This is a genomic window from Salinarchaeum sp. Harcht-Bsk1 (assembly GCF_000403645.1).
Taxonomy (GTDB): domain Archaea; phylum Halobacteriota; class Halobacteria; order Halobacteriales; family Salinarchaeaceae; genus Salinarchaeum.
Window position 1 is genome coordinate 1205335 of sequence record NC_021313.1, and the last position, 20726, is coordinate 1226060.

At 67.1% G+C, this 20726-nt stretch carries 21 protein-coding genes and 1 pseudogene; 12 read left to right on the forward strand and 10 right to left on the reverse strand.

The features are described 5' to 3' along the window. Positions 1-3: 3 nt before the first annotated feature. The 3 genes from pstA to L593_RS05670 are packed head-to-tail and all read right to left on the reverse strand — an operon-like array spanning position 4 to position 4025. Positions 4-1626 carry a phosphate ABC transporter permease PstA gene (pstA, locus tag L593_RS05660; RefSeq protein ID WP_020445980.1) on the reverse strand — a complete coding sequence of 541 codons (1623 nt, stop codon included), beginning with the start codon at positions 1624-1626 and terminating at the stop codon, positions 4-6. Next, on the reverse strand, positions 1623-2810 hold the full coding sequence (gene pstC, locus L593_RS05665; RefSeq protein WP_020445981.1) for a phosphate ABC transporter permease subunit PstC: 1188 nt from the start codon (positions 2808-2810) through the stop codon (positions 1623-1625). The genes pstA and pstC overlap by 4 nt, the downstream gene beginning before the upstream one ends. Positions 2811-2843: 33 nt before the next feature. Then, positions 2844-4025, reverse strand: a complete 1182-nt coding sequence (locus L593_RS05670; protein ID WP_020445982.1) for a PstS family phosphate ABC transporter substrate-binding protein — start codon at positions 4023-4025, stop codon at positions 2844-2846. Positions 4026-4238: 213 nt separating this feature from the next. On the opposite strand from L593_RS05670, the gene L593_RS05675 reads away from it, so the two are divergent. After that, entirely contained in the window at positions 4239-5153 is a 915-nt protein-coding gene (locus L593_RS05675) for a YkgJ family cysteine cluster protein (protein ID WP_020445983.1), read from the forward strand. 53 nt (positions 5154-5206) lie between these two features. Here L593_RS05675 and L593_RS05680 read toward each other — a convergent pair whose 3' ends face one another. Beyond that, complete coding sequence (locus L593_RS05680) at positions 5207-5608, reverse strand: RidA family protein (RefSeq protein ID WP_049894339.1); 402 nt, start codon at positions 5606-5608, stop codon at positions 5207-5209. A 174-nt stretch (positions 5609-5782) separates the two neighbouring features. Between L593_RS05680 and L593_RS05685 the strand changes: the two are divergent. The 3 genes and pseudogenes from L593_RS05685 to L593_RS05695 all read left to right on the forward strand — a co-directional run. Beyond that, positions 5783-6169, forward strand: a pseudogene (locus tag L593_RS05685) (ArsR/SmtB family transcription factor); the annotation flags it as partial. Between the two features lie 98 nt (positions 6170-6267). Further along, a complete protein-coding gene (gene arsB / locus L593_RS05690) occupies positions 6268-7431 on the forward strand; it encodes an ACR3 family arsenite efflux transporter (protein ID WP_020445986.1) in 1164 nt (387 codons plus the stop codon). Between the two features lie 22 nt (positions 7432-7453). Then, entirely contained in the window at positions 7454-7918 is a 465-nt protein-coding gene (locus L593_RS05695) for a low molecular weight phosphatase family protein (RefSeq protein WP_020445987.1), read from the forward strand. An 82-nt stretch (positions 7919-8000) separates the two neighbouring features. Here L593_RS05695 and L593_RS05700 read toward each other — a convergent pair whose 3' ends face one another. The 3 genes from L593_RS05700 to gcvT form a co-directional block, all read right to left on the reverse strand. Continuing rightward, on the reverse strand, positions 8001-8327 hold the full coding sequence (locus L593_RS05700; RefSeq protein ID WP_020445988.1) for a hypothetical protein: 327 nt from the start codon (positions 8325-8327) through the stop codon (positions 8001-8003). Positions 8328-8409: 82 nt separating this feature from the next. Further along, positions 8410-8793, reverse strand: coding sequence for a glycine cleavage system protein GcvH (gcvH, locus tag L593_RS05705; protein ID WP_020445989.1), 384 nt, complete (start codon positions 8791-8793; stop codon positions 8410-8412). Between the two features lie 119 nt (positions 8794-8912). Continuing rightward, positions 8913-10001 (reverse strand): glycine cleavage system aminomethyltransferase GcvT, encoded by a 1089-nt coding sequence (gene gcvT, locus L593_RS05710; RefSeq protein ID WP_020445990.1) that lies wholly within the window; start codon positions 9999-10001, stop codon positions 8913-8915. Between the two features lie 171 nt (positions 10002-10172). Here gcvT and L593_RS05715 point away from each other — a divergent pair, with 171 nt between their 5' ends. The 3 genes from L593_RS05715 to L593_RS05725 all read left to right on the forward strand — a co-directional run bounded on the left by L593_RS05715 (position 10173) and on the right by L593_RS05725 (position 12137). After that, positions 10173-10706, forward strand: a complete 534-nt coding sequence (locus L593_RS05715; RefSeq protein WP_020445991.1) for an NYN domain-containing protein — start codon at positions 10173-10175, stop codon at positions 10704-10706. A gap of 82 nt (positions 10707-10788) precedes the next feature. Further along, on the forward strand, positions 10789-11646 hold the full coding sequence (locus L593_RS05720) for a TatD family hydrolase (RefSeq protein ID WP_020445992.1): 858 nt from the start codon (positions 10789-10791) through the stop codon (positions 11644-11646). A 119-nt stretch (positions 11647-11765) separates the two neighbouring features. After that, entirely contained in the window at positions 11766-12137 is a 372-nt protein-coding gene (locus tag L593_RS05725) for a 30S ribosomal protein S8e (RefSeq protein WP_020445993.1), read from the forward strand. A 198-nt stretch (positions 12138-12335) separates the two neighbouring features. On the opposite strand, the gene lrp is transcribed toward L593_RS05725, so the two are convergent. Then, positions 12336-12791, reverse strand: coding sequence for an HTH-type transcriptional regulator Lrp (gene lrp / locus L593_RS05730; protein ID WP_020445994.1), 456 nt, complete (start codon positions 12789-12791; stop codon positions 12336-12338). A 124-nt stretch (positions 12792-12915) separates the two neighbouring features. Here lrp and glnA (L593_RS05735) point away from each other — a divergent pair, with 124 nt between their 5' ends. Beyond that, the gene (gene glnA, locus L593_RS05735; protein WP_020445995.1) at positions 12916-14268 is read left to right on the forward strand and encodes a type I glutamate--ammonia ligase; all 1353 of its coding nucleotides are present in this window, start codon (positions 12916-12918) and stop codon (positions 14266-14268) included. A gap of 473 nt (positions 14269-14741) precedes the next feature. Beyond that, positions 14742-16094: a type I glutamate--ammonia ligase gene (gene glnA, locus L593_RS05740; RefSeq protein ID WP_020445996.1), complete on the forward strand. Its 1353-nt coding sequence runs from the start codon at positions 14742-14744 to the stop codon at positions 16092-16094. Between the two features lie 229 nt (positions 16095-16323). Here the strand turns inward: glnA (L593_RS05740) and L593_RS05745 are convergent, their stop codons facing one another. Both L593_RS05745 and L593_RS05750 read right to left on the reverse strand, forming a co-directional pair. After that, a complete protein-coding gene (locus L593_RS05745; protein ID WP_020445997.1) occupies positions 16324-17655 on the reverse strand; it encodes a YihY/virulence factor BrkB family protein in 1332 nt (443 codons plus the stop codon). Between the two features lie 205 nt (positions 17656-17860). Further along, the gene (locus L593_RS05750) at positions 17861-18967 is read right to left on the reverse strand and encodes a tRNA (guanine(26)-N(2))-dimethyltransferase (RefSeq protein WP_020445998.1); all 1107 of its coding nucleotides are present in this window, start codon (positions 18965-18967) and stop codon (positions 17861-17863) included. Positions 18968-19076: 109 nt separating this feature from the next. Here L593_RS05750 and L593_RS05755 point away from each other — a divergent pair, with 109 nt between their 5' ends. The 3 genes from L593_RS05755 to L593_RS05765 all read left to right on the forward strand — a co-directional run bounded on the left by L593_RS05755 (position 19077) and on the right by L593_RS05765 (position 20704). Next, on the forward strand, positions 19077-19292 hold the full coding sequence (locus L593_RS05755) for a hypothetical protein (protein ID WP_020445999.1): 216 nt from the start codon (positions 19077-19079) through the stop codon (positions 19290-19292). A gap of 50 nt (positions 19293-19342) precedes the next feature. Further along, positions 19343-20062 carry a type 1 glutamine amidotransferase gene (locus L593_RS05760; RefSeq protein ID WP_020446000.1) on the forward strand — a complete coding sequence of 240 codons (720 nt, stop codon included), beginning with the start codon at positions 19343-19345 and terminating at the stop codon, positions 20060-20062. Positions 20063-20170: 108 nt separating this feature from the next. After that, positions 20171-20704, forward strand: a complete 534-nt coding sequence (locus L593_RS05765) for an SRPBCC family protein (protein ID WP_049893882.1) — start codon at positions 20171-20173, stop codon at positions 20702-20704. Positions 20705-20726 lie beyond the last annotated feature (22 nt).

Sequence of the window (20726 nt, forward strand, 5' to 3'; positions counted from 1 at the left end):
TCATCACCTGTCGCTCAGCTTCCGCTCGAAGTACATTCGGCCCCCGACGCCGATGCCGTAGAACAGCAAGACGACGCCCAGGAGCACGAGGGCGGTTCCCCAGCCGAACTCGGTCGTGGTGTAGATCTCCTTGTTCCAGACGCCCGCCGTGATCGAGGTGTAGAGCTGGTAGGGCAACGCCGTGCCAGCTTGCGTCAGCGCCTCGTTCGTGATGAACGGTGGCTGCAGGCTGAACTCGAAGGATTTCATCACTGCCGGATTGTCCGACGGGAACGGCGGTCCACCGAACACGAGGAGGAGCGGCGCGGTCTCGCCCGCGATCCGGCCGACGCCGAGGATGACGCCGGTGATGACGCCCGGCATCGCCGCCGGGAGCACGACGCTCCGGATCGTCTGCCAGCGGGTCACGCCGAGCGCCGCGCTCGCGTCCCGGTACTCGTCGGGTACCGAGAGGATGGCCTCGCGGCTCGTGATCATGACCAGCGGGAGGAGCATGAACCCGAGGACGATCTGGCCGACGATCAGCGAGCGACCGCCGCCGCTGAGCCGGGGCATCAGGAAGGCCAGGCCGAAGAGTCCGAACACGATGCTCGGGGTGCTCCAGAGGCCGTTGGTGACGACCTCGACCACCTGCGTGATCCGGCCGCGCTCGACGTACTCGGTGAGGAAGATCGCGGAGCCGATCCCCAGCGGCACGGCGACGACCACCGCGCCGATCACGAGCCAGATCGTCCCGAGCACCGCCGGCCAGACCCCGGGGATCTCCACGAACAGCCCACCGGGGACGTTCGTGACGAACGGGAGTTTGACGTGGAGCCACGGGATCGTGACCCCGAGGAACGGGATCGTGAACTCCCCGTCGAGCCCGCCGATCTCCGCGCCCGTGAGGAAGACCTCGTGGCCGTTGTCGACGATGAACCAGATGATCAGGCCCAGCGTCCCGAGCATCCCGGCGACGCTCGTCCCGATGAGGTAGTAGGCGCCGCGCTGGCGACCGCGGGCGCCGAAGCCCTCCTGTGCCTTCGCGACGCTCCAGGCGCTGACCACCGACACGGCGATGAACAGGAGGGGAAGCACCTCGCTGCCGGGGAAGATGGCGTCCGTCCAGTTGGGCTCCCAGACCCAGGGTGGCGAGAGCGGACCGACGAGGATCGCGAGACCGAGCGGTGCGATCAGCGCGGCGAGCGGTACCGTCGAGCCGACGTCCTCGCTGGGCAACACGACGGCGACGAAGGCGGCGATCCCGCCCAGGATGGCCACCCCGACCCAGCCGATCGTGCCGAGACCGAGCTGGACCGACCCGATTCCCCCGAGCGTGCCGGTCCAGAGGAATCCGACCAGGAAGCCCGTCAGGAGGCCCGAGGAGGGCGAGGGATTCGACGGGAAGTAGCCGTAGTAGCTTCCGAGGCCGAGCAGGCCGAGCCCGGCTCCCTGCACGACCAGCGACAGTGCGAGGACGTCGACCAGCGGGACGCCCAGGAGGTCGATGCCGTCACCGACCTGTCCGAAGAGGACGAGCCAGCTCGCGAGGAAGGTGAGCAGGGCTGCGGTGAGGAGGCCGACGGCGATCCCGTTGCGGAGACCGCCGTCGCCGGTGACGAGGTCGTGACGATCGATCGTGCTCACGACTGACCACCCAGCTTGCGGTGCATCCGCCACTCGACGTACTGCGCCGTGATGCTCAACAGCATGACTGAGACGAACAGGACGACACCGGCCGCGAACAGCGCGCTCTCGTGCATGCCACCGATCGCGTTCGGCGCCTCGCTCGCGATCACCGTCGTCAGGGTCTCTCCGTACCGGCTGAAGACGTCGAAGAAGGGATCGGGGACGCCCTTCGTGTGTGAGAGCATGACCGTCGCCGCCATGGTCTCGCCCATCGCGCGGCCGACGCCGAGGAGGACCGCAGCGGAGACGCCCGAGAAGGCAGCGGGGATCGTGACGCTCTTCGTGGTCTGCCACTCGGTCGACCCCATCGCCAGCGAGCCGCTCTTCATCGACTCCGGAACCGAGGCGAGGGCGTCTTCGGCGACGCTGACGACGGTCGGCAGCGCCATCAGACCGATCATGACGCCGGCCGCGAAGTACGAGGCGATCGTCGGCGTCTGGAACTCGGTGTAGAAGTACTGGTTGACGATCGTGAGTCCGACGAACCCGTACGTGATCGATGGGATGCCAGCGAGCAGTTCGATGCCCGGCTTGACGACCTCGCGGACGCGCCGGGGCGCCATCTCGCTGATGAACACCGCGCCGGCGATACCGAGCGGGGCGGCGATCATCGTCGCGATGACGGTCGTCAGCGCCGTCCCGACCATCAGCGGGGTCAGCGAGTAGGTGCCGTCGGGGCTCGGCGCCTCCCAGAACGGCGGCTCGAGCCGCCAGAGAAGCTCTGTCCCCATGTGCTCGAAGGCGTCCCGGGAGTGGAGGACCAGGAACGAGATGATGAGCAGGAGGATGGCCACGGTCACGACGCTCGCGAGCATCGTGAGCGCCTTCGCCGTCCTGCCCCTGTGGCGGATCCAGCCGACAGCGGTCGCGCCGGCGAACAGGGTGAGCGGCGTCGCGGCCTGGCCCGGGCTCCGCCAGAAGAAGTAGGCGGCAGCCGCGAACGAGACGACCCCGAGAAGGAGAATCGCCTGTGCGTCCGCAGGCGTCCGGTCGAGGAAGTCCCGGATTCGGTCCGGCAGCTTGCGGAACCACGTCACGATGGCCGCGATCTTCGCGTCGATCCAGTCGCGTACTGCCTGCATCCGCCGCTGAATCGTCCCACTCATGTCGGTATCGTCGGGGTCGTCGGGAGTATTGTCCATGCGTGTACTCGAAAAGAAACTGCAGACGGGGAGTTACTCGTAGTTCGAGGCAGCGACCATCTCGCGCTGGGTCTCCAGGCGGTCCTGGGGGAGCTTGAAGTAGTTGTTACCCGCAACGAAGATCTCCTGCCCGAAGTCGGAGAGGAGGAAGTTGATGAAGCAGGCCTCCTTCCGGGAGGTGTCCTCCCAGGTGTAGGCGTGGAGGTCTCGCGAGAGCGGGTAGTCCTGCGCACCGAGGTTCGTGCCGTACTCGTAGAGGGTGCCGTCGATCTCGAGGCCGATCGGAGGCGTGCCGCCGTCGGGCTCGACGAAGGCCAGGGCGATGTAGGCGATCGCGTTGTCGGCCTGCGTGACTGCCTGCTGGAGCTGCTGGTTCTGCCCGAAGCGCTGGTCGGGGCTGATCGAGGCCTCGGGGTCGCCGTAGACGTTGGCGCGGAAGGCGGTGTCAGTCCCGGAGCCAGCGGAGCGACCGAGCGCGAGGATGTCGCGGTCCGGACCGCCGACCTCGCTCCAGTTGGTGATTTCCTGGCGGTAGATGCCGCGGAGCTCCTCGATCGTGATCTGCTCGACGCCCGCGTCCGCGATCTCGCGGGAGACGACGATCGGCTGGCCGTCGACGCCGACGACGTGGTCGACGAAGTTGTTCAGCGTCTCCTCGCTGGGGTCCGTCCCGGCGAGTTCGGCCTCCGCGGGGGCGGAGGAGTCGCCGATGTCGATGCGCTCCTCCATGACGCCCTCGACGCCCGTCCCGGAGTGGGACAGGGCGATGGACGCGCGGAACGGCGGGTTCGAGCGCTCCTCGGTGGCCTCGTACCCGTAGTCCTGTGCGAAGAAGTCGGCGAGGCGCATCTGGGTGTCGTACTCCTCCTGCGCCCACGAGTTCGGCCAGTAGTCCTCGTCGCCGGCCTCGGGATTGGAGTTCCAGTAGCTACCGCCGGTGTTCGTGATCGGGTAGACCGTCGAGGACCCGTCGGCGGTCAGGACGCTGGTGTCCATGCTGCCGGACTCGTTGCCGTCGGTGTTCTCGTTGTCCGAGCCCGAGTCGGAACCGGAATCGGAGCCGGAGTCCGAACCCGAGTCCGAGCCACCGTCGTCGGAGTCGTCACCGTCGCCGCTCGAACAGCCCGCCAGCGCTGCCGCACCCGCAGCGCCAGTGGTCAGGATGATCTTCCGCCGTGATACGAGGTCGGAGTTGGCCGCTGACTCGCGTGCCATCACGTGGATCAAACCCAGTTAATAGTAAGACACTTTATAATAGTTGTCCGGGTGCCTACGCCCCGCTCCACCCCGCTATGCCCCGAATTCGAGTGGCCCAGAGAGCTATATATCACTCTATTCAACTACGAGCGACGCCCGATTTCGGCGGCGAGCGCGATCGCTGGGGCGATCCGTGCTGGAGCTTTTGGTCGACCGGAGCGTTGGTTCGGTATGGACGTCGACTGCGAGGGCTGTGCCGGCTGTTGCGTCGACTGGCACGCGCTCGCGCCCGGCATCGAGGACCCCGAACGCGAGGGAGAGCGCCAACCACTCGACGCGTCCACGAACTTCGTACCGCTGGAACGCGACGAGGTGCGGGCCATGCTCGCCGCGGGTCACGGCGACGCGCTTCGCCCCCGGCTCTGGACGATCGACGGGGCCGAGACGACCGCCGGCGACGCCGATTCGGCGAGCGCCGAGGCGGCCGATCGACCGGACGCCCCGGTCGAGGTCGACGGGTACCCGCTCGCCGGCATTCGGGGCCGACCGGTGTTCTACGTAGGGCTCCGCAAACCACCGAAGCCCGTCGCGCCGGCCGGGCGCGACGAGGCGGTGTGGCTGCCGACCTGCACGTTTCTCGATCCCGAGACGCTCCAGTGCCGCATTCACGACTCGGAGCTCTATCCAAACGCCTGTGCCGCGTACCCCGGCTTCAACCTCCTGCTCGACCAGCCGACCGAGTGCGAGCGCGTAGAGGAATCCGGCGGCGGGAAGCGCCTGCTCGACGATGAGCCGCCGGCTGACCCACCCGGCGTCGGGCTGGGGCCGCAGGCGCTCGGCGCGAAGCTGTTCGCGCACCCGGAACCGGAGTCGCTGACGGGCCGCATCGAGCGGCTGGCCAACGGGAACGGAACGCGAGCGGATCGGCGCGCGTTCGTCACCGTCGCCGCATCGTCGAGTCCCGGGACACTCGCCGTGAGCGAGGACTGGCGCGAGCGCGCACGCGAGGAATTCGACGCCGGCGACTCGTGGGTCAGCGGATCGATCGACGAGTGGACGGAACTGGAGGGCGGCGACGCGGCTCCGACGCTGGGCGAGCAGGTCGAGGTCGAGCGGGGCGCCCCAGACACGCCCGGTTGGGAGTGAAGACGGGTCGAACAACCGACCCGGGCGATAGCGCCCGCCACCTGTGGCCGAGGCTACTCCAGCGCGACGACGGCGTCGACGGTCACCGCGGCACCGCCGAGGAGTTCGGAAACGCCTACGGTGGTGCGTGCCGGGTACGTGTCGTCGAAGTACGCCTCGTAGGCGTCGTTGACCTCCTCGTAGGCGTCCAAGTCGGTGAGGTAGAGCGTGAGCTGGAGGACGTCGCTCGGATCCCGCCCGTGGCGGTCCAGCTGTGCGTCGAGATTCTGGAGGCAGCGTTCCAGCTGCTTCGCCGGCGGGTCGTCGACGACGCCGTCGCCGTCCTCGGGGAGCTGCCCCTCGACGAAGCAGAGATCAGATTCGCCGGTCGTCTTGCCGAACGCGCCGACGAACGCCGTTCCGTCGCGTTGCTGCCTGTCTGGTGCACTGGCACGGTCCGGACTGGGCTGCTGCATCGGTTCGGCTTCCACAGCCGAATTTAGAAATTGATCAAGTAAGTATGCATCGTTACCAGTACATCACGTCTCGATATATCTCGGTACCAATACAGTACTCCTTGCCATCAATACGCGCCTCAGCATTGCACCATATCGGAACAATTAATTGATATTCTATTCAACTGACTCGCGATGGCAACTGCGAGCGATCGACTTCGCCGCTATCTCGACGACGAACTCGGGGAGTGTCGGGACGAAGACGTCGAGCGCCGCCTCGACGAACTCGGGACGCTCGAAGCGGCACTCGGCACGGCGCGAGTGGACGCCGAACTCGACGTCCTCTCGGCCCTCGCCAACGAGACGCGCTACACGCTCGTCCGCGTCCTCGTCGCTGCCGAGGAGGAGCTCTGCGTCTGTGAGCTGAACGCGGTCGTCGACGTCAGCGAGAGCGGGTTGAGTCACGCGCTGTCCGCGCTGGTCGACGCGGGCCTCCTCGAGGGGCGAAAGGACGGCCGGTGGAAGAAGTACAGTGCGACCAACAGAGCGGTCGCACTCGTCACCGTGATCGAGGGGAGCGTCGGCGCCGTCGAGGAGCGGGGAGACGACGGGGAAGCGCGAGCTGACGGTGAAAGCGAGCAACAGAACGGTGAAAGCGATCGAACAGGCGGTGACGCTCGATGAGCACGACCGAGGCCCACGAGCACGGCCCGAACTGCGACTGCGAGTCCTGTGGCGACCCGCGGTCGATGGACTTCCTCGACAAGTACCTCACCCTGTGGATCTTCGGTGCGATGGCGCTCGGCGTCGGGCTCGGCCACGTGGCACCGTCGGTGACGGAGCCGATCCAGAATCTGCACCTCGTCGAGATCGGCCTGATCGCGATGATGTATCCGCCACTGGCGAAGGCGGACTACTCACAGCTCCGGGCAGTGTTCAGCAACTGGCGCGTGCTCGGTCTGAGCCTCGTCCAGAACTGGCTCATCGGGCCGACGCTGATGTTCGGCCTCGCCGTTTTCTTCTTCAGCGGCCTCGTTCCCGGGTTGCCCGCGCGTCCGGAGTACTTCCTCGGGCTCGTGTTCATCGGGATGGCCCGCTGTATCGCGATGGTACTCGTCTGGAACGAACTCGCCGAGGGATCGACGGAGTACGTCACGGGGCTAGTGGCCTTCAACAGCCTCTTCCAGATCCTCACCTACGGCGTCTACGTTTGGTTCTTCGCGCTCGTCCTCCCCGATCAGCTCGGCATGACCGCGCTCGCAGACGGGATCACGACGTTCGACGTCACGCCGGGGCAGGTGTTCGAGGCCATCGTGATCTTCCTCGGCATTCCCTTCGCCGGCGGCTTCCTGACGCGCTACGTCGGGACGCGCACGAAGGGCGAGACGTGGTACGACGAGGCGTTCGTCCCGAGAATCGACCCGCTGACGCTCGTCGCACTCCTCTTTACCGTCGTCGTCATGTTCGCGACCCAGGGAGACGCCATCGTCGCCTCGCCGGGCGACGTCCTGTTGATCGCGGTCCCGCTGACGATCTACTTCGTCGTCATGTTCCTCGTGAGTTTCAGGATGGGCCGGTCGATCGGCGCGGACTACTCGACGACGACCGCGATCGGCTTCACCGCGGCCTCGAACAACTTCGAACTCGCGATCGCCGTCGCCGTCGCGGTCTTCGGCGTCGGCTCCGGCGTCGCGTTCGCGACCGTCGTCGGCCCGCTCATCGAGGTCCCGGTACTGCTGGCGCTGGTCCACGTCGCACTGTACTTCCAGCGGCGCTACGACTGGGGCGGGTTCGACGCCGGACGTCTCGACGGAGCGACTGCCGAATCGGCAGCCGACGACTGAGGACGACCACAGATACTGAACCATGACACCCGACACCGACGCGGACGATCCGATTCGCATCGCCTTCGTGTGCGTCCAGAACGCCGGACGCTCCCAGATGTCGACCGCGTTCGCCGAACACGAACGTGAGCGCCGCGGCCTCGAGGACGCCGTCGAGATCCTGACCGGGGGCACGCACCCGGCCGATCGGGTCCACGACGAGGTCGTCGACGCGATGGCCGACGCCGGGTTCGACGTCGCCGATCGGACGCCCCGAGAGATCACGAGCGAGGAGTTGCGCTCCTGTGACCACGTCGCGACGATGGGCTGCTCGACGCTCGACGTCGGCAAGGTCGACGATACCGTGAACGTTCGGGACTGGGCGCTCGAGGATCCCGACGGCAAGGATCCCGAGCGCGTTCGTGAGATTCGCGACGAGGTCGAGGAACGAGTCTCCGAGATGTTCGACGAGATCAGCCGTGACTCCGGGCCGAATCGCGAGAACTGACGGCTGGACATGGGCGGCGATCGATCCACAGTTCGGCGGGGAGCGAACGCGCCGACGGATGCGGCCACCGACGATCCCGGAGTCAGTCTTCAACGAGCGCCTCGGCGACGTCCGCCGGACCGAGCAGCTCCGGATCCACGGCGAGGTCGGTCTGGGCGCTGACGAACTCCGGCAGCGCCGCGCGGTCGTACACGACGGCGCGGACGTCCGGGTTCAGATCCGTCGCGATCGGGATCGTCGTCGCCTCCTCGACGTCGGTGACGACGAGCAGGTCGGCGTCGAGGATGCCGGCCTCCTCGAGGTCGGGCCGGGTCGCGACGTCGCCGACGCGGGTGACGGTTACGCCGACGTCTTCGAGTGCGTCACCGAGGCCGTCCGCGTCCGGGCCAACGAGTACAGCGGTGGTCATATCGAGCAGTCACACAGCGCCGAGCAATGTGTCTTGTTACACGAGACTGGTGCAGTCCGTCGAAGCGGACCGCCGACGTCAGTCACTCGACCTGCTCGCGGTACGTGTCGGCGTCGAGCAGTTCCGCCAGTTCGCTTTCCTCGGACGGTTCGACGGCGAGCATCCAGCCCTCCTCGTAGGGGTCGTCGTTGACGAGTTCCGGACGGTCGAACAGCGTCTCGTTCACCTCGACGACCTCGCCACTGACGGGCGCGTAGAGGTCCGAGACGGCCTTGATCGATTCGACGACGCCGAAGGCCTCGCCGGCCGTAATCGACTCCCCTTCGTCGGGGAACTCGACGAACACGACGTCGCCGAGTTCGTCCTGTGCGAAGTCGCTGATGCCGATCCGGACGACGCCGTCGTCCTGGGCTGCCCATTCGTGCGAGTCGAGATAGCGCCTGTCGTCGGGTACGTCGAAGCTCATGCGTTGGAAATCCTCGCTTGGTGGTGTCTCGTGGCTGGTGGATAGTAAATCCGCGTGTACGGAGTCGGTCGCGGCGGGACCGTGTCGTCGGCGTCGTGCCGGCGGCACCGGGTCGACGGCTACTCCAGGAACGGCAGTTCCCGGACGGTCGCCACTTTGGGATCGTCCCGGACGACGATCCGGAGGTCGGTCCCCGGCTCGGTGTAGTCGATCGGAACGTAGCCGAGGCCGATCGCCTCGTCGAGCGTCGGGCTCATGGTGCCGCTGGTCACCTCGCCGATCGTCTCGCCGTCGGCCGACTCGATCGAGTAGCCGTGGCGGGGGACGCCCCGCTCCTCGAGTTCGAAGCCGACGATCCGCTCGGCAACCCCTTCCTCGGCCTGCTCGGCGAGGGCGTCGAGGCCGACGAAGTCGCTGTCGAACTCGACGACGAAGCCGAGGTCGGCCTCGTAGGGCGTCCGGGGGTTGTCTTCGGCGTCGAAGTCCTGCCCGGAGAGGAGGAGTCCTGCCTCGAGTCGGAGCGTGTCGCGCGCGCCGAGGCCACAGCGCTGGCAGTCGAGTTCGTTCCAGACCGTGTCGACGACGCCCGCCGGACAGATCAGTTCCACGCCGTCCTCGCCGGTGTAGCCCGTCCGGGCGACCCAGCACTCGACGCCCGCCACGTCCGCCCAGCGGGCCTCGAACCGACCGAGGTCGGAGACGTCCTCGCCGATCTCGGCCATCGCTGCCATCGCCTCGGGCCCCTGGATCGCGAGCATCGCGTCCTCGCCGGTCCTGTCGTCGACCTCCGCTGCGAGGCCCCACCGGTCGCGATGGGACCGCCAGCGCTCGGCCATCTGCTCGTCGTGGCCGGCGTTCGGCACGAACCGGTAGGCCGGCTGTGCCTGCCGGTCGGGGAGCCGGTAGACAACGGTGTCGTCGAGCATGACGCCGCGTTCGTCCGTGATCGCGGCGTACTGGGCGTCGCCGACGGAGAGCGCCTCGACGTCGTTCGTCGTCAGTCGGTCCATCAGCTCCGTGGCGCCTGGCCCCGAGACGACGACCTGGCCCATGTGGGAGACGTCGAAGCGTCCGACCGACTCCCGGACGGCCTCGTGTTCCGTGCGAATCCCGTCGAACTCGACGGGCATCGACCAGCCGCCGAAGTCGGTGAAGTCGGCGTCGGCTGCGCGGTGCTCGTCGTGTAACGGCGGGGTCCGCTCGGCCATACAGGAACGTCCACCGCCGCGGGGTAATGTCTTTTCATCGGGTGGCCGACGTGCCGGTACGGCGGACAGTCGTGGGGAAGACGGCGCCCTGGGGTCGAGCAGCATCGACACGCTGACGTCGAGCCGAACAGCATCGACACGTTGATTCGCCGGCCGCGCAGACGGCGAGGCATGCGCTGGCTTCGCGAGCTACTCGGGGCCACCTCGAACGAGTCACGGGGCGACGGCTCGCACGACGAGGACGCGACAGCGGCCGAGGCGACGGGCCTCGAAACCGGAGCCAAGACCGCGCCTCGCGTCGGCCTGTTCGTCGACGGGCCGAACGTACTCCGAGAGGACTTCTCCGTCGACCTCGACGACGCTCGCGACGCCGCGAGCGAGGAGGGATCACTCGCGATCTCGCGCTGTTACCTCGACGAGAACGCGCCGGCGAGACTCATCCAGGCCGCTGAAGCGCGAGGTTTCGAGGTCGTCGTGACCAGCGGTGACGTCGACGTTCGCCTCGCCGTCGACGCGACCGCCGCCATCGGGGACGGTGCGATCGACGTGCTCGCGCTCGCCTCGCGGGACACCGACTTCAAACCCGTCCTGGAGGCCGCCAGGCGCGCGGGGATCCGGACCGTCGCCCTCCCGCCGGGGCAGTACGGGAACTCCGACGCCCTGGCCAACGCCGCCGACGTAGCGGTGGTGCTCGAGGAGCGATAGTTCGCCCTCGGCCGAAGCGATTCCCCCGGACCGCATCGGCCGAACCCCGGCGCTTTTCGTCCGACCGGCACAACCCACGACCATGCCCGAGTACGACGGAGCGATTCTCGACGACCACCTCCACCTCTCGCCCGAGCGAGGCCGCGGCGTCGACGCCGTCGAGACCTTCGCCGAGGCCGGCGGCACCCACATGCTCGTCGTCAACCTGCCCTCCTGGCACTACGGCGTCGAAATCGAGGCGCCCGAGGACTTCCGGGTTGGCTTCGAGTCCACGATCGGCGTCGTCGAAGACGCGAGCGAGGTCCTCTCCGGCCGCGCTTGGCCCGTCCTCGGCGTCCATCCGGGGCTGCTCTCGCGCCTCGTCGACGACCGCGACTTCGAACCCGAGGAAGCCCGCGACCTGCTGCAGGCCGGCATCGACGTCGCAGCCGACTACGTCGCCGACGGCCCCGCGCTGGCGCTCAAGTCCGGCCGACCACACTACGACGTCCCCGACCCGGTCTGGGCGGCCTCGAACGCGGTCATGCGCCACGCCTTCGAGACCGCCGCCGAACTGGGCTGTGCCGTGCAGCTCCACGCCGAGGCGGGCGAGGACTTCTCCCAGGTCGCGGAGTGGGCCGAGGACGCCGGCCTCCCGCGCGGACGAGTGGTCAAACACTACGCCGAGGGGCGGCTCGAGGGACCAGTGCCGAGCGTCATCTGCCAGAAGGATCGCCTCGAAACCGCTGCCGAGCGCGCCGAGACCGAGGACGAGCCGTTCCTCATGGAGACGGACTTCCTCGACGACCCCGACCGGCCCGGCGCGGTGATGGGCCCGAAGACCGTCCCGCGTCGCGTCGAGTGGCTCCTGGAGCAGGGGCACGCCGACGCGATCCGGACGGCGCACGTCGACACGCCCGCTGCAGTCTACGGGATCGACACCGAAGCGACGCTGGAGTAGCGATCTGCTGCAGCGCACGCGGCAGGCGGTGAAGTCCTGTTCCTGGAGCCGTTCGGGCCGAAATCCGTCACGTCGCCCTTTCGAGAGGTTCAAGTGTGCGCTCGCCCCAGCAACTCGGTATGGTCGAACACGGACGCTCTACCCGCAGCCGGACCGGCGGCCGACGCCGTCCCAAGCGCAAGCGGCGCAAGCACGAGATCGGAAACGAGCCGACCGAGACCGAGGTCGGCGAGCAGAAACTGAAGGCCGTCGACGCCCGCGGCAACTCCGAGAAGGTCCGCGCGCTCGCGACCGACGTCGCGAGCGTCGCCGACGGCGACGAGACAGTCGCTGCCACGATCGAGGACGTCGTCGAGAACGACGCCAACCCGAACTACGTGCGCCGGAACATCGTCACGAAGGGTGCGCTGATCGAGACCGACGCCGGCACCGCCCGCGTCGTCTCCCGACCCGGCCAGGACGGGCAGGTCAACGCCGTCCTCGTCGAGTAACGCCGCCAGCAAGCCGGTCGGTTGCAATTCTCTCGCAGTACGTCGCGATCGTGAGCCTCGGAGCTACGCGTGAGATCGACGACCAGACCCAGAGGTGCCTGGATCGCCGGTCGAGCCGTGCCGGTACCTAACTGATCATACGAGATGGAACTCGTCCGGGACGATCCAACGGTACGGCGCAGCGAGCGAGAGTGAGCGTTACTCGGTCTCCAGTTCGAACTGCTCGTTCTCCGATGCCGCGTTGAGCACGACGGAGGTGTTGGACTCCTTGATGTCTGGATCCGTGAGCAGCGTCTTGATCTGGGCGTTCATGTCGTCGGTGTCGGCGAACTTGCCGATCGCGATGATGTCGTAGTTACCCGTGACCTCGTAGACGGAGACCATCTGCTTCTCGGCGTCGAGGCGGTCGGTGATCTCGGGGAGTGCGTCTCCCTCGACCTTGAGCTGGAGGATCGCGGTGACGTCGAAGCCCATCTTCGAGTAGTCGATGATCGGCGTGTAGCCGCGCACGACACCGTCCTCCTCGAGGTCGCCGAGGTGGTTGGAGACCGTCGTGACCGACACGTCGAGTTCCTCCGCGAGACTCCGGAGACTCGCACGCCCGTCGCCGAGAAGTTCATTCACCAACTTGGCATCGAGATTTTCGTAGGTCATCAACCGGAACGACGAAAGCAACGTACAATAGCTTTACGAACATCCAGTTTAGTGGTCGTCAGGGAAGATATCGCGTATCAGCAGCCCTTTGGTACCGTGGGTCGTCGATCCGGGTGACTCATCGATGACAACCGACACGCTCACTGCCGAGGAGGAAGCCGTCCTCGAGGAGATCGAGGAGGAGGGCATCGACTTCCTTCGCCTGCAGTTCACCGACATCCTCGGAACGGTCAAGAACGTCTCCATCCCCGCCAGCCAGGCCGAGAAGGCCTTCGAAGAGGGCATCTACTTCGACGGCTCCTCCATCGAGGGGTTCGTCCGCATCCAGGAATCGGACATGCGCCTCGATCCCGACCCCTCGACCTTCGCCATCCTCCCATGGCGAGAGTCCGAAGACGGCGCCGCCGGTCGCCTGATCTGTGACATCGTCGATACCTCCACCGGCGAGCCGTTCGTCGGCGACCCGCGGACGGTCCTCAAGAGCGCGCTCGACGACGCCGCCGAACTCGGCTACAGTCTGAACGTCGGTCCCGAACCCGAGTTCTTCGTCTTCGAGCAGGACGAGGACGGTCGCGCGACCACCACGACCCACGACGCCGGCGGCTACTTCGACCTCGCACCCAAGGACCTCGCCTCGGACCTCCGCCGCGAGATGATCTACAACCTCGAGGAGATGGACTTCGACGTCGAAGCCTCCCATCACGAGGTTGCGGAGGGACAACACGAGATCGCCTTCAAGTACGACGACGGCCTCTCGACCGCGGACAACATCGCCACGTTCCGCGCGGTCGTCCGCGCCACGGCCCAGAAACACGGCGTCCACGCGACGTTCATGCCCAAGCCGATCGCGCACATCAACGGCTCCGGCATGCACTCGCACCTCTCCCTGTTCGAGGACGGCGAGAACGCCTTCCACGACGCCGACGACGAGTTCAACCTCTCCGAGACCGCGAAGCAGTTCGTCGCCGGTATTCTCGAGCACGCTCCCGCCATCACGGCGATCTGCAACCCGACGGTCAACTCCTACAAGCGCCTCGTCCCCGGCTACGAGGCACCGGTGTACGTCGCCTGGTCCGACGTCAACCGTTCGGCGCTCATCCGGAAGCCGGCCGCCCGGACGCCGGCCGCCAGCCGCATCGAACTGCGCTCGCCCGACCCGTCGTGTAACCCCTACCTCGCCCTCGCCGTCATGCTCCAGGCCGGCCTCGACGGCATCGAGCGCGACCTCGAAGCGCCCGACCCCGTCCGGGAGAACATCTACGAGTTCGACGAGGCCAAGCGCGAGGACTACGGCATCGAGACCCTGCCCGCCAACCTCGGCCAGGCCGTCGACGCTCTCGAAGCCGACGACGTGATCACCGACGCCCTCGGCCCGCACGTCTCCGAGAAGTTCGTGCAGGCCAAGCGCGCGGAGTACGCCGAGTACGTCGCCGAGGTCACCGAGTGGGAGACCGACCGGTACCTCGAGACGTTCTAACAAGGACCTTTTTTCGACCGGGGTTTCCTCACTCGCTCCCTGCGGTCGCTCGTTGCGGGAACCCCGGTCCAAGAAATCTCCGCCAAAAAAGGCCGCAGGCTCGGCAAGCCTCGCCTGCGGAGAACCGCTCGCTCCCTGCGGTCGCTCGCGGACGACTCAAACGACGGGACAGCAGACAGGCACCGCAGTGGGGCCGAGCAGATCCCATCGTAGTATCTCGCGTATCGAGCAGCCATTCGGCAATAGTCGAACGACCACGAGAGTCCCGACGAGCGGCCGACCGACCGGCGCTCAGCACCCACCGAATGGACGAACGGCCGCAATATCCCCGCCAGTTCGAGAGGCGTCGAAGAACTGAGCGCGCGTCGCCAGCCGTACGTGACGTTCGTCCACTGTTTCGTCGCAGTTCGGAAGAATTGCACACTCAGTCAGTAGCTTAATACCCTGACTCTATTGGTCACTCGTAGATCGCTATGACAACCGGAAATCTCACCCCCGAAGAAGAAGCGGTTCTCGAGGAGATCGAGGAGGAGGGCATCGACTTCCTTCGCCTGCAGTTCACCGACATCCTCGGAACGGTCAAGAACGTCTCAATTCCCGCCAGCCAGGCCGAGAAGGCCTTCGAGGAGGGCATCTACTTCGACGGCTCCTCCATCGAGGGGTTCGTCCGCATCCAGGAATCGGACATGCGCCTCGAGCCCGACCCGGCGACGTTCGCCGTTCTGCCGTGGCGGGACAGCGAGACCGGTGCCGCGGGCCGCCTGATCTGCGACGTCATCAACACCACGACCGGCGAGCCGTTCGTCGGCGACCCGCGGACGGTCCTCAAGAGCGTCCTCGCAGAGGCCAAGGAGATGGGCTACTCGCTCAACGCGGGTCCCGAGCCCGAGTTCTTCGCCTTCGAGGAGGACGAGGACGGCCGCGCGACGACGATCACGCACGACGCCGGTGGGTACTTCGACCTCGCCCCCAAGGACCTCGCCTCGGATCTCCGCCGCGAGATCATCTACAACCTCGAGTCCATGGACTTCGAGGTCGAGGCCTCCCACCACGAGGTCGCCGAGGGCCAGCACGAGATCGACTTCAAGTACGACGACGGCCTGACCACCGCAGACAACATCGCGACCTTCCGCTCGGTCGTCCGCGCGACCGCCGCGCAGAACGACGTCCACGCGACGTTCATGCCCAAGCCGATCGCCCACATCAACGGCTCGGGGATGCACACGCACCTCTCCCTGTTCGAGGACGGCGAGAACGCCTTCCACGACGCCGACGACGAGTTCGACCTCTCCGACGAGGCCTACAGCTTCCTCGCGGGAATCCTCGAACACGCACCGGCGATCACCGCGATCTGCAACCCCACGGTCAACTCCTACAAGCGCCTCGTCCCCGGCTACGAGGCGCCGATCTACGTCGCCTGGTCCGACGTCAACCGCTCGGCGCTGGTGCGCAAGCCCGCGGCGCGCGTCCCGGCAGCGAGCCGCATCGAACTGCGCTCGCCCGACCCGTCGTGTAACCCCTACCTCGCCCTCGCCGTCATGCTCCAGGCCGGCCTCGACGGCATCGAGCGCGACCTCGAAGCGCCCGACCCCGTCCGGGAGAACATCTACGAGTTCGACGAGGCCAAGCGCGAGGAGTACGGCATCGAGACCCTGCCCGCCAACCTCGGCCAGGCCGTCGAGGCTCTCGAGGAGGACGAGGTCGTCCAGAGCGCCCTCGGCCCGCACGTCTCCGAGAAGTTCATCGAGGCGAAGACGGCGGAGTACAACGAGTACATCGCCGAGGTCTCCGAGTGGGAGACCGACCGCTACCTCGAGAAATTCTAAAAGGACCTTTTTCCGCTCGGGTTTCCTCGTCCGATCTTCGATCGGCCTGCGGGAACCGCTCGCGCAAAAAATCTCCGCCAAAAAAAGACCGCGGCTCGCTCGCTTCGCTCACTCGCCGCGGGTCGGATCGCTTGCCGGCTGGAGCCGCTCGCTCCCTACGGTCGCTCGCGGACGTTTTTGCACACTAGTTGGGACTGCTAGCAGGCAAACAGAATCGCGCAGCGCCGCATCAACTACGCCACTCCCCGATCCGATCGCGCAGCCGACCCGGCAGCCCCAGCAAACTGAGTCCCGCACCGACGAGCACCATCAGCACGTACAGTCCCAGCGTCGACAGCCAGACGACGAACATAGCGAGGATAGCCCAGCCGCTGGAGAGGTAGTAGAACGCACCGATCGTCATCGCGGTGCCGTAGAGGAGCACGAGGTAGGGGCCCCAGCCGCGAGCGTGGCCGCGGCGGACGCGTCGGCGTACGTAGCGTTTGAGGTCGCCCTCGACCTCGTCGCGGTCGACGGTGCGGCCCTCGACGTCGTCGCGGAAGTCGTCGAGTTCGGCGCGGAGTTCGGCGACCTCCTCGCGCAGGCGAGCCTCCTCGGGCGTCCGCTCGCCGGGGTCGAACTCGGCGGCCTCCGGGCCCACCGCCTCCTGGGTGGCATCGTCCTCGCCGTCGGCGCCGCCCGACTCGGGGCTGGCCTCCTCGTCTGCCGGCGTGTCGTCCTTGGAAGCTGGCATCGTCCGCGTTAATCCTGGGCCAGGACTGCTACCCTGTTGTAGCTGCCGGTCCGATCCGAGCGTGACGTTCACCACGGCGCCCACGACGACGATCAACGCGCCGAAGTAGAGGAAGGTGACGAGCAAGAAGACGCCTCCGAGGACGCCGTAGACCGTGACGCCGGTGGCGACGTCGACGTAGACCGAGAAGCCGGCTGCCAGGAGCATCCAGCCGAGCGCCGCGGTGACGGCGCCGGGCGCGGCCTCGCCGACGTCGATTGGACGGTCCGGGAAGACGTAGTACATCGGGAGGAAGAGCACGGTCAGCGTGAGCACGCCGAGCAACACCGCCACCAGCGGGGCGAAGGGGCCGAGCGGGAGCAGGCCGACGCCGAACACGATGCCGGTCATGGCGATGAGGCCCACGAAGATCGCGACCGTGACGGTCAACCCGTCCCGGACGGTGCTCAGGAACGTCGCCTCCTCCGCCGAGCCGTAGATCTCCGAGAAGGCGATGTCGAGTCCGCGGAAGACCCTGAGAGCGCTCCAGGAGACGGCGACGGTACCGAAGGCGGTCGCTCCGATGCGCCCCTGCTGGTTCAGGAGGGCGTTGAAGAGGAGCTCCTGCGTCTGGTCGGTCAGGACGGTGTCCGTTCGGTCGAGGGCCTCCTGGACGAGTGCCTCGCCACCGATCGCCGTCGAGAGCACGACTACGAGCGCGAGTAGCGGCACGATGGACACGAACGCGTAGTAGGCAATGGCTGCAGCCAGAAACGTCAACTGTGCGTTCCTCGCCGTCTCGAACACAGCAGCTGCTGTGGCCCAGCCGCGACGCGCGACGTCGTTCACGCAGAATCGTTCGTGCTACCGGACTGTAAGAAAGAGGGAACAAACGCGACTGGCAATCTACAGTTCCACGGGGCGCTCGCCTCCAGGGCCCGTCGGTGGCTCGCGAGACGTCGATCGCCGCGAGACGTTGATCGCGGCGAGACGTCGACCGTGGAGATACCTCGGTCGAGGCAAGACGATGATCGTGGCGAGACGTTGGTCGTGGCTAGACCTCGGTCGCGTCGCGGATCTGTTCCACTGTCGCGTCGGTCTTGAAGGCAGTGCCCGCGTAGTGAGCCCTCGTCGCGTCGAATCCGGCGTCGCGCAACCGGTCCAGGAACTCGTCCATTCCGCTTGCCGGCCGTCCCCACGCCTTGCAGAGGCGGTGCTGATCGTAGTGGGTCGGCTGGTCGAGCTCCCCCTCGATCTCTTCGAGGAGGTCGCGGGCTCGATCCGCCGTGCCCATGTTGGGGGTGATGGCCGCACGGGTCGCCGCGACGAACTCGGGATCTCGGAGCGACCCGAGCCAGATTGGCCCCGCGACGAGGACGCGCTCGCTACCACAGGCCGGGCAGGTCTCTGGGACGGTCGCGTGGAAACCCCGCTCCGCGACGCGGTGGAGACAGTCCTCGCAGTGCGCGACGTGGCCGAGTTCGTCGACGCAGTCGTCGGCGGTTCCCGCACCGCCCTCGAGTTCGAGGTAACAGCGGACGTAGTGGCGCGTGGCGTGGGCGAGGATCGGTCTCGCTGCGCGGTCGTACCGCGCTGCCGTCCGGACGAGCGCCGAGACGAGCACCCGTAGCCCCATCTCGCGGTGGTACTCGGTGTTCTGTGGAACCGTGCTGTACCGACGGATGCCGGCCCGGAAGTGCGCGCCACACAGCGGCGCGGTGTCGGTCGCGGTCACGCAGACGAGGTCGCGGGCGTTCGAGAGGGCGGCGTCGGCGAACGGAATGGGCGAGCCGTAGGGATCGACGTCGACCACGTCGTGGACGGACTCGTGGAGGGCGACGTTGGCGTCCCGCTGGCGAACGTCCGCGTCGAGGCCGTTCCGTTCGAAATTGCGTTCACAGAGGTCGATGGCGTCCGGATCCAGATCGCAGGCGGTGACGTCCCAGCCGTCGGCGGCCGCGCGGACGCCGCGGATCCCACTCGCCGCCATCGCGTCGCAGTAGGTCGACGCGCGGGACTCGCGCTCGCGGTAGGCACGGAGCACCGCGATCGTGCAGTCGCGGTTGAGTTCCTGATTCGGATTGTAGAAGACGTCGTCGCCCACTTCCTCCTCGGAGGTGCTCGGCACCTCGATCCGAACGCCGCCTTCGATGACCTCCATGCTCGCGGAAAATCGGGCGGCACCGAAAAGCGTTGCCGGTCGGGGCAGCAGAGTCGACGGAGACGTCCGACGCGGAAGCGTTTTGGCCGACGGGCACTCGGTTCGAGCCGTGTCGTACCCACTCGTCGCGGGCACGGTCGCCCTGATCGTCGCGTTCGTCTGGGGATCGATCACCTACGTCTATCGCGACGCGCCGCGCCGCGGGATGGACGGTGATCAGTGGGCTGGCGTGCTCGCGCTCACGCTCGGACTCGGCGTCTTTCTCTACCTCTACAGGCGGCCCGCCCTCGACGACGTCGAGGAGCCGGCGGTAGACGCCAGCTAGACTCGTCTCGAACGAAACGCCCATTCCCGGCGATCGCCTTGCTCACGCCGATGACGCGACCGCGCCTCGTCGTCCTGGACGCCTCCCACGGGAACGAGGACACCCGCCGAAACTTCCGGCGCGAACTCGACGCCGATCTCGTGGAGTACGACGTCACGGCCGGCGACGTCCCCGCGTCGGGAGCCGAGTTCCCCGACGTCGACGGCGTCGTCGTCACCGGCTCCCGCGCGTCGGTCTACTGGGACGAGCCCTGGATCCCGGACGTCAAGGACTGGGCTGCGGAGGCCGCCGATCGCGGGCTGGCGATCCTCGGGGTCTGCTGGGGCCACCAGCTGCTCGCGGACGTCCTCGGTGGCGAAGTCGCCGCCATGGACGCCTACGAACTCGGGTACGTCACGATCGTACGGACGACGGACGACTCCCGCCTCCTCGACGGCATCGACGAGTCGTTCACGGCCTTCGCGACCCACTCCGACGAGGTCGTCTCCCTTCCGCATGGCGCCGAATTACTCGCCGAGAACGACCGATCGATCCACGCATTCCGCTCGGGCGACGTCTTCGGCGTCCAGTTCCACCCCGAGTACGATCGCGGCACGGCACGCCGGGTCACGGAGGGCAAACGCGACGGGGAGGCCAGCGACGAACGCGTCGATCAGGCCCTCGCATCCATCGACTCCGATGCATACGCAGCCGCTTGCGAGACGAAACGGCTCTTCGAGAACTTCCTCGCGATCGTCGACGACCGTCGCGTTTCGACCCCGACTGCCTGAGGACCACGTGAGAGAATACCTGGCCGCGCTCGCAATCAGCGGCGTGGGCCGCCCGCACCAATCGTTCCCTGCCCGCAGCCATATCCCTGCGCGGCACCTGTATCGACCGTGCAGCGCCTCGAAGTGGCGACGGACGTGTACGTCGAACCCGAACGCGTCTACGACCTGCTCGTCTCCTTCACCGAGTACGCACAGTACTCCGAGTACCTCGACGAGGTCACCCGCCACGGCGACGGAAGCCCCGGAACCGAGTACGAACTCTCCTTCAGTTGGTGGCGTCTCGCTCACACGACCCGCTCGCGAGTGACCGACGTCGACCCCCCAAACGTGATCAACTGGCGCCTCGTGTCCCGGATCGCGGCCCAGGGACGCTGGGAAATCGAAGAAGCGGCCGAACCGATCCACGGCACTGCCTCCACCGGGGATCCAGTGACGCGCGTCCGGTTCGTCGTGGAGTACGACCCCGAGAGTGCGGACGGCGACGTGCTCGGCCTCCCCGCGTTGCTGTCGTTCGATGGCCTCGTCGACCGCGTGACCCCGCTCATCGAAGACGAAGCCACCCGCGTGGTCGAACGGGTCGTGGCGGACCTCGAAGGCGAACCTCGCGACGTGGAGCTCGAGGTTCGCCACTCGACGGACTGACCCGAACGCAACACTCCGGAAG